This window comes from Brachybacterium sp. HMSC06H03 (genome assembly GCF_001807385.1).
In the GTDB taxonomy this organism is placed as follows: domain Bacteria; phylum Actinomycetota; class Actinomycetes; order Actinomycetales; family Dermabacteraceae; genus Brachybacterium; species Brachybacterium conglomeratum.
Genome location: NZ_KV788925.1, coordinates 1 through 7,493 on the forward strand (window position 1 = coordinate 1; position 7,493 = coordinate 7,493).

The window sequence follows — 7,493 nt, forward strand, 5'->3', positions numbered from 1 at the left end:
ATCGCTACACCACTTCCGGGGACTTGACCATCATCTCCCGCTCCTCCTCGCGGTAGAGGAGGTTGTAGTGGTTCTGCATCGAGACGAACTTCGTCCAGCCGTTCACCTCGGCGACGTGCTGCGCCTGCAGGAACTGCCAGGCGAACATGGCCGAGGCCCCGAGGTAGCGGACCTTCCCCGAGCGGACCAGGTCATCCAGCGCCTGCATCGTCTCCTCGATCGGGACGGTGTGGTCCCAGCGGTGGATGATGTACAGGTCGATGTAGTCGGTGCCCAGCCGGCGCAGGCTCGCCTCCGCCTCGGCGAGGATCGCCTTGCGGGAGAGCCCGCCGCCGTTGGGGCCCTCGTGCATCTTCCCGTGCACCTTCGTGGCCAGCACGATCTCGTCGCGGTTCGCGTAGTCGACCAGGGCCTTGCCCACGATCTCCTCGCTGCGGCCGATCGAGTACACGTTCGCGGTGTCGAAGAAGTTGATGCCGGCGTCGAGGGCGTGCTTGATGACGGGGCGGGAGTCATCCTCTTCAAGGACCCACTTGTGGACCCAGCGCTCGGCATTGCCGAAGCCCATCGTGCCCAGGCACAGCCGCGACACGTCCAGTCCGGTGCGGCCCAGCTTCACGTACTCCATGCGGTGCTCCTCCTGCTGCGATGGTGCGGGCGTCGCTCGCCCGATGCCCCCACCCTCGCGCCGCCCGCGCCGCGATGGGAGGACCTGTCAGAGCACCCCTCCCGCGGACGGGCCGTGCGCACCCCGCTGCACGACTCTCCCGGAGTTGTTCGACGAAACGTGCCAGATTCGTGGCACGTTTCGTCGAACAACTCCCCCGCGCCGCGCTGTCAGCGGCCCGTCCCGTCCCGGGGAGCCGCCGAGACGTGGATGTCTGAGCGTGTGGCTTCGTTCGCTTGGTGGCGGGGTTTTTGCAGCGCTCCGTGGCGGTCTTGTTGCCGCGATCACGCAGGACTGGCTGCAGGTAGGTGTCGCGGTCTGAACCGAGAGGGGTGCGCCCGGTCGGGGCCGTTTGGATCGCTGCCGCTACGTCAGAGTCCGAAGGCTCCGCCGCTGACGAGGATCACGATGCCGAGGCCGATGAGAACAATGGGGAAGAGGATGTGCTCCCAGCGTTCGAGCACTTCGGCGATCGGGGGGCGGGTGGCGACGAACTTTGCCAGGGCCACCAGGACCGCGACGAGCGCGAGGAAGACGATGCAGTAGGCGACTACTGCGAGAGGTTCCACGCTGAGGAAGACAGGGGTGTAGACGCCGATGTTGTCGCCGCCGTTGGCAAGGGTGACGCCTGCGACTGTCCACACGCGGACCTTCTTGCCGGCAACCTTGGCCTCGTCGTCATCGTCGTCATCGTCTCCGCGCCAGGCCTGCCATGCGGCCCAGAGGCCGAGGCCCAGAGGGATGAGACCGAAGTACGGGATGGCTGCCGAGGGCAGGAATGCTCCGGCACCGATGGTCACCAGGACCGCGGCACCGAGGATGCCGGCGAATCCGAGGTACTGGCCGGCCAGAATGCGGGCGGTAGTGCCGCGCTGGCCTGCCCCTCGCGCGAAGAAGAGGGAGAGCACGATGATGTCGTCGATGTTGGTCGCTGCGAACAGGCCCATCGCCTGCAAGACCGAGGTGAGGATCATGCGCCCTCCCCAGCTGCGTCGCATCCGGGAAGCGAGCAGGCGGGATCGATGCACGGGGCGTCTTCGTCCACTGCCAGGGTGGCATCGACCAGTGCCGTCAGCGCCTGCGCCAGGTGCGAATCGGCGATCTCATATCGTGTCCGACGACCCTCGGGCTCGGAGACGACGATCCCGCAATCGCGCAGGCATGCCAGGTGGTTGGACACGTTCGGGCGTGTCAGGTCCAGATCTCGGGCCAGTTCCGCCGGGTAAGCGGGATGGTCGAGCAGGGTCAAGATGATCCGGGATCGAGTGGGGTCGGCCAGTGCACGACCCAGGCGGTTCATCACGTCGAGACGCGAAGCAATAGTCAGCATGGACTGAACTATACAGCGCGCACTGAACACTCGGTCACAGGCGTCAGCCCAGATCGCATGCCCGTAAGGGGATCCTTCACCGTACGTCGTGCGAGCTTACTCCTCGACGACTTTTTATGAGGGATCGTCATGTACGCAAGACCCGTACGGTGACATGGGCGGTGAGGGGAGGGCAACTGCAACAATGGGGACATGCATGTCGGCTACGCGCGCGTCTCCACTCTCGAGCAAGACCTCTCCGCCCAACGGGAAGCACTCGAGCGCCTCGGAGTCGAGAACAAGAACGTCTACTTCGACCACGGCCTCACGGGAACGACCCGCGCCCGGCCCGGGCTGCGCGAGGCACTGGCCGCGACCCGGGATGGGGACACCCTGGTGGTGACCAAGCTCGACCGGCTGGCCCGCTCGCTCCCGGACGCGAGGGACATCGCCGACGAGCTCACCATCAAGGGAGTGGCGCTCAGTCTCGGAGGCAGCGTCTACGACCCCAACGACGCCGTCGGCCGGTTGCTGTTCAACGTGCTCGGCATGGTGGCCGAGTTTGAGGCGGACCTCATCCGCCTGCGCACCCGCGAGGGCATGGCCATCGCCAGATCCAAGGGCAAACTCAAAGGCAAGAAGCCCAAGCTCTCGCCCTCTCAGCGCAAGCACCTGCTGACGTTGCACGCCGCCGGTGAGCACACCCAAGCCGAGCTGGCCGAGCTGTTCAATGTCTCCCGCACCACCATCTACCGCGAGCTGCGCCGCACCACGGCCGACACCTGACCGCGCCTGCACCGCCACTGAGCGATCACAGAAACCCGCCACCAAGCCATCACATCCACAGTCTGAGCGGGACGAGGCGATCAGCACGGGAAGGAGGGACCGGGACGCGCCGGCCCGGCGCTGGCCGGGGAGACGGCCCGGGATCGACGGGGACGGCCGCGGCGAGCCGCCGTCACCGTCAGGTGGCGAACGTGCCGGTCAGCTGCACTTGCGGAAGGTCTTGCCGCCGGGCATGCCGTAGCGCTTGCCGGTGTAGCCGCCGTCGTCCGAGTAGGGGATCTCCGGGCCGTAGGGCTCACAGCCGGACTTCCCGCCACCGGACTTCCCGCTGCCCGAGCTGCCGCCGCCGGACGAGTCACCGCCGGAAGCGCCGCCGCCCGAGTTGCCGCCGCCGGAGTTCGAACCGCCAGAGCTCGAGGACCCGCCCCCGGAGCCGGACTTCCCGTCGGACCCCGAGCCGCTGCCGCTGCCCGAGCTCGTCGCGCCGGAGACTGTCTCCTCGTCGGACGAGTCCGCGGCCGGTGCCGCTTCCCGCTCGCGACGCTCCAGCTCCTCCCGCTCGATCCGCTCGCGCTCCTGCCGCTCCCGTTCCTCGCGCTCCTTCTGCTCGCGCAGCCGCTCCTGCTCCTCGTCCCAGTCGTCCTTGAGGCCCTGCACCCGGTCTCGCCCGTCGACGGCGCGCTCGCGCACCTCGTCGGCGGCCTTCCGCTGCCCGTCGAGGAAGGGGGCGGCCAGCGGCAGGGCGAGAACGGCGTTCGGGCCGGTCGCGAGCACGTCCGCGTCGAGGGCGTCGACGAGCGCCTCCGCGTCCTCGACCAGCGTCGTCGCGTCGGCGAGCGCCTGGGCGGGGTCGCCCGCGACCGTCTGCGGGATCTCGTCGGCCGCGGCGCCGAGCTGCTCGACCTGTGCGGGGACGGTGCACTCGGTCGCGGCGGAGAAGAGGCCGAGCCCCTCGGACTGCGCGGTCGCCGCGGCCTCCTCGACCTCGGGCAGGAAGCGGTCGTTGGGCTCGAAGTAGACCGGCACGCCGAGTCCCTCCGCGGCGATCTCGGCGTTGACCAGCGAGCCCGACTCGTACACACCCGCGAGGGTGCGGTCGTAGCGGTCCAGCCGCTCCTCGTCGTACTCGAGCTCGATCTCGGTGCCGGCCGGGAGCCGCTCGGCGAGGAAATCCGTCGCTTCGGGGCCCAGGCACTGCACGGGCAGGTCGGGGTGCTTCGTCTCGGGGGTGTCGATGTTGAGCAGGCGGATCGTGGTCTCCTCCCCGGCGACGACCGCGACCAGGGTGTCGCCGTCGACCACGCGCACCACGGTGCCCTCGCCGCTGCCGTCGTGGCAGCCGGTGAGCAGGGTCCCCGCGAGCAGGGCGCTGAGGGCGAGACTCAGGCTCCGCGCACGCCGCGGCCGACGCCCCTCCTCTCCGACGCTCGCGATCCGACCCCGACGCGACCCGCTGGACCTGCCCATGACCACCTGATTCGTTCCTCTCGAGAGCACCTGCTCGTCAATGCTTGAAGCATCTCCGACCGGTGCGACAACCGCACCTCGGGAAGACGCCCAGTCGCCGAGATCACACGGTCTCGTGCCACCCTGGAGCGCGTCGAGAAGGAGGACCCATGACCACCGCCCCCGACCACCCCGCCGAGCTGGGCCGCGCCCGGCAGCTCGTCGCCCTGCTCTCCGCCGAGAAGCTGCGCCGCGGACTCGGACGCCTGCTCGCCGGGGACGGACCGGTCGAGGACCCCTCGGTGCGCGGGCCGCTCTCGCGCCTGGACTGGCTCGGCGAGGACGGCACGGCGGACGTCCCGGCGCTGCGTCGGATCGCGGACTCGCTCGCGCTGATGCGCTCGGACCGGGCGATCCTCGAGGTGCCGCGACTGGACGGCATCCCGGTGAAGACCGAGGATTCCCGCGAGGTCAGCGGCAGGATCGCGCGAATCGTGTTCGAGCGGGTCGGGCCGGAGCGCAGCCTCGGCGAGTCGGAGCTGAACGCCGCGATCGCGATGTTCGCGGCCGACGTGGCGCTCGTGCGGCGCGACGCCGTGGACTCGGGCGTGCTGGAGCGTTCGGCCGACGGCGCCTGGTACCGCCTGGCCGGCTGACCTCTCCGCCGGCTGCTCAGTCGGCCACGCAGCCGACCTGCTCAGCGCCGTCCCGACCCGTCGGTCGGCCGGCTCGACGCCCGGCCGGCCGCGGCTACTTCCGGAAGGACTTGATCACGTTGGCCAGCATCGGAACCAGCACCACGAGGGCGATCCACCCGAAGCTGAAGTTGTCACGGAAGAACTCGTTCCTGGCGAAGAACCCGAAGAAGATGACGAGGAACACGACGATCGGGATCGCCTTGACCAGGGCCTTGCCCACCTCGGCCACCCGATTGCGGACCTCAGGATCGGGCCGGCCGCCGAACTCCCACTCCTCGTACCGGCGCTCGGCCCTCTCGCGAGCGTCGTCCCCGAACTCGCCGAAGCGCGGCCCGGAGTGCTGCGGGGCCGAGCCCGCAGAGCTCGGGCCGAAGTCCTGGTCAGCGCGACGGGACGAGCTGCGCGAGTCGAAGTCCGAGGACCAGGTGCTGTCCCCGCTCGGCAGCGGCCCGGGCCTGCTCTCCGCCGTCCCGGCACCCTCCGCCCCCGTGCCCGGTCCCCCGCGGTCCTTGCCCCCGAGCCAGGACGGATCCCCGCCCGGCCCGTGCGCCTCGTTCCCCCACTGATTCATCATGTTCACAGGGTAGACATTCTTCGCACGACGGTCGCCCCGGTCCCGGACCCCGAACGCGGCACGGGGACGGCCTCACGCCCCGCGATACCGTCGAGGCGTGATCCACCTCGACGACGCCCAGGTCAGCACGCTCCTCCCCACCCCGGCCGATCAGGTCGCACTCATGCGCGAGACGCTGCTCGCCCTCGCCGACGGCTCCGCCTCGGTGACGCCGAAGACCCAGGTCGTCCACGAGGAGGGCGGCTTCGCGAACGCGATGCCGGCCGCCTGGACGGAGCGCGGACTGCTGGGCATCAAGTGGGTGACGGTCACCCCGTCGAACCGTGCGCGGGGCCGGGAGATGATCGGCGGGCTGATGGTGCTCTCCGCGGCCGACGGCTCGACCCGCGCCACGATGGACGCCGCCGAGCTCACCGCCCAGCGCACCGCGGCCGTGACCGGCGCGAGCCTTGCGCTGGACGACCGGCCGATCACCTTCGTCGGCACCGGTGTGCAGGCCCGCTCCCACGCCCGGGTGATCGAGGCGCTGGGTCGGGGCCCTCTGGCCGTGTGGGGCCGCCGCCCCGAGGCCCTCCGGGAGCTCGCCGCCTGGTGCGCCGAGCACACGCCCGGCCTCGAGCTGCGCACCGCGACCGACCGGGCCGAGGCGCTCGCAGGCGCGGGGGTCGTGATCAGCGCCCTGCCGATCGGGCTGAGCGACGCGGCGCTGCACCCGGGTGACGTCGCCGCCGACGCGACGCTGCTGCCGATCGACTACGCCTCTGTCGCGGGCGCCGAGATCTCCCGCACCGGCACGGTCGTCGCCGACGACGTCGAGCAGTTCGAGTCGCTGAGGCCGCTGAAGCACGGCAAGGACTACCCCCGGGCGACCGGGTCGACCGGCGACCTGCTGCGGGAGGACCGACCGTGCGGCCTGGTCGTCGCACAGAACCTCGGCTCCGGGCTCGGCGACGTGGTGCTCGCCGACGCCGTCGCCCGCGCCGCCGGGGCCTGACCTCCGCACCTCCGGTCGGCCCGCCCGCCTACCCTGTGCGGCCCGGCCCGTCGGCCCGGACTCGAGCACCCCACCCACCGAGACCTGATCCTGTGTCGCTATAGCCCTCGATAACGACACAGAACCACGTCTCGATGGCCGCCCCCGGCCACCAGGACCACCCGCCCCGCCATCGAGACGCACGGCTGGCTGGATAAGGAGCTCAGGAGCGGCTGACCTCCGACTCGGTCGAGGGCAGGAGGGCACCCTCCGCGGGCAGGAAGTAGCCGTGGTGGGTGGCGCCGTGTCGGTCGACAGGCTCCATCCATCGCATGGCGAACCGCTCGAAGGCCTCGATCTGCGCGGGGTCGATCTCATAACGGACGTGGCACGTGATCATGCCGCGACGCTGCCGGCCGACGACCGTTCAGGCGGCGCGGACCTGCTCGGCGCGGCGGAGGTCGAGCTCGGCGGAGGTGAACCAGCCGCTGAACAGGGCCTCGCCCGGTTCGAGGTCGCGGCCGGCGGCGAGGGCGCCGAGGTGCACGGGCTCGTAGCCGAGGCGGTGCAGCAGCGCGGTGACGAGCTCCGCGGCCCGGTCGTCGTCGGCGGCGAGCGCGATCGCCCGACGGGACGGGTCGCCGTGGTCGCGGCCGTGCTCCTCGACGTCGTGGTAGCCGATGTGGTTCAGGGTCTTCACCACGTGCGCGCCGGGCAGGCGCGCGGCGAGCAGCTCGCTCGTGGAGAGCTCGCCGGCGTGGTCGCCGAGCTCGGCGCGCGCGGCCTCGACGGCGGCCGCGTCGGCCTCGCCCCAGGGGTTGGTCGCATCGACCACGACCGCGCCCTGCAGGGCGCCCGCCTCGAGGGTCAGCGCGACGTGCAGCGGCAGGGTCAGGGCGATGACGTCGCTGGTCGCGGCGAGATCCTGGAGGCCGACGTGGCAGGCGCCGGGGAGCTTCGCGGCGAGCGCGGGCGGGGCGGAGCGGCCGGTGACGGCGACCTCGAGCCCGCGGCGCAGCGCCGTGCGGGTCAGGGCCGAG

9 protein-coding genes and 1 pseudogene are annotated in these 7,493 nt (G+C 71.0%); 3 read left to right on the forward strand and 7 right to left on the reverse strand.

What is annotated here, in order from left to right; all coding sequences use genetic code 11:
• Positions 1 to 28: 28 nt before the first annotated feature.
• The 3 genes and pseudogenes from HMPREF3159_RS13930 to HMPREF3159_RS16815 form a co-directional block, all read right to left on the reverse strand.
• Positions 29 to 628, reverse strand: a pseudogene (locus tag HMPREF3159_RS13930) (aldo/keto reductase); the annotation flags it as partial.
• 410 nt (positions 629 to 1,038) lie between these two features.
• The gene (locus HMPREF3159_RS13935) at positions 1,039 to 1,641 is read right to left on the reverse strand and encodes a cadmium resistance transporter (RefSeq protein WP_070501740.1); all 603 of its coding nucleotides are present in this window, start codon (positions 1,639 to 1,641) and stop codon (positions 1,039 to 1,041) included.
• Positions 1,638 to 1,997 carry a Cd(II)/Pb(II)-sensing metalloregulatory transcriptional regulator CmtR gene (locus tag HMPREF3159_RS16815; protein WP_006590980.1) on the reverse strand — a complete coding sequence of 120 codons (360 nt, stop codon included), beginning with the start codon at positions 1,995 to 1,997 and terminating at the stop codon, positions 1,638 to 1,640. The genes HMPREF3159_RS13935 and HMPREF3159_RS16815 overlap by 4 nt, the downstream gene beginning before the upstream one ends.
• A gap of 192 nt (positions 1,998 to 2,189) precedes the next feature.
• Between HMPREF3159_RS16815 and HMPREF3159_RS13940 the strand changes: the two genes are divergently transcribed.
• Positions 2,190 to 2,762: a recombinase family protein gene (locus HMPREF3159_RS13940; protein ID WP_010551803.1), complete on the forward strand. Its 573-nt coding sequence runs from the start codon at positions 2,190 to 2,192 to the stop codon at positions 2,760 to 2,762.
• A gap of 198 nt (positions 2,763 to 2,960) precedes the next feature.
• On the opposite strand, the gene HMPREF3159_RS13945 is transcribed toward HMPREF3159_RS13940, so the two are convergent.
• Positions 2,961 to 4,229, reverse strand: a complete 1,269-nt coding sequence (locus tag HMPREF3159_RS13945) for a thermonuclease family protein (protein WP_246821643.1) — start codon at positions 4,227 to 4,229, stop codon at positions 2,961 to 2,963.
• A 149-nt stretch (positions 4,230 to 4,378) separates the two neighbouring features.
• Between HMPREF3159_RS13945 and HMPREF3159_RS13950 the strand changes: the two genes are divergently transcribed.
• Positions 4,379 to 4,864, forward strand: coding sequence for a DUF2087 domain-containing protein (locus HMPREF3159_RS13950; protein ID WP_070501742.1), 486 nt, complete (start codon positions 4,379 to 4,381; stop codon positions 4,862 to 4,864).
• Positions 4,865 to 4,958: 94 nt separating this feature from the next.
• On the opposite strand, the gene HMPREF3159_RS13955 is transcribed toward HMPREF3159_RS13950, so the two are convergent.
• Entirely contained in the window at positions 4,959 to 5,480 is a 522-nt protein-coding gene (locus HMPREF3159_RS13955) for a hypothetical protein (RefSeq protein ID WP_141748244.1), read from the reverse strand.
• A 97-nt stretch (positions 5,481 to 5,577) separates the two neighbouring features.
• Between HMPREF3159_RS13955 and HMPREF3159_RS13960 the strand changes: the two genes are divergently transcribed.
• The gene (locus tag HMPREF3159_RS13960; protein WP_070501744.1) at positions 5,578 to 6,474 is read left to right on the forward strand and encodes an ornithine cyclodeaminase; all 897 of its coding nucleotides are present in this window, start codon (positions 5,578 to 5,580) and stop codon (positions 6,472 to 6,474) included.
• 202 nt (positions 6,475 to 6,676) lie between these two features.
• On the opposite strand, the gene HMPREF3159_RS13965 is transcribed toward HMPREF3159_RS13960, so the two are convergent.
• Both HMPREF3159_RS13965 and HMPREF3159_RS13970 read right to left on the reverse strand, forming a co-directional pair.
• The gene (locus HMPREF3159_RS13965) at positions 6,677 to 6,853 is read right to left on the reverse strand and encodes an NIPSNAP family protein (protein ID WP_083305963.1); all 177 of its coding nucleotides are present in this window, start codon (positions 6,851 to 6,853) and stop codon (positions 6,677 to 6,679) included.
• A gap of 27 nt (positions 6,854 to 6,880) precedes the next feature.
• Positions 6,881 to 7,493, reverse strand: a 613-nt coding sequence (locus HMPREF3159_RS13970; RefSeq protein ID WP_371441713.1) for an NADPH-dependent F420 reductase, incomplete at its 5' end; no start/stop codon positions are given.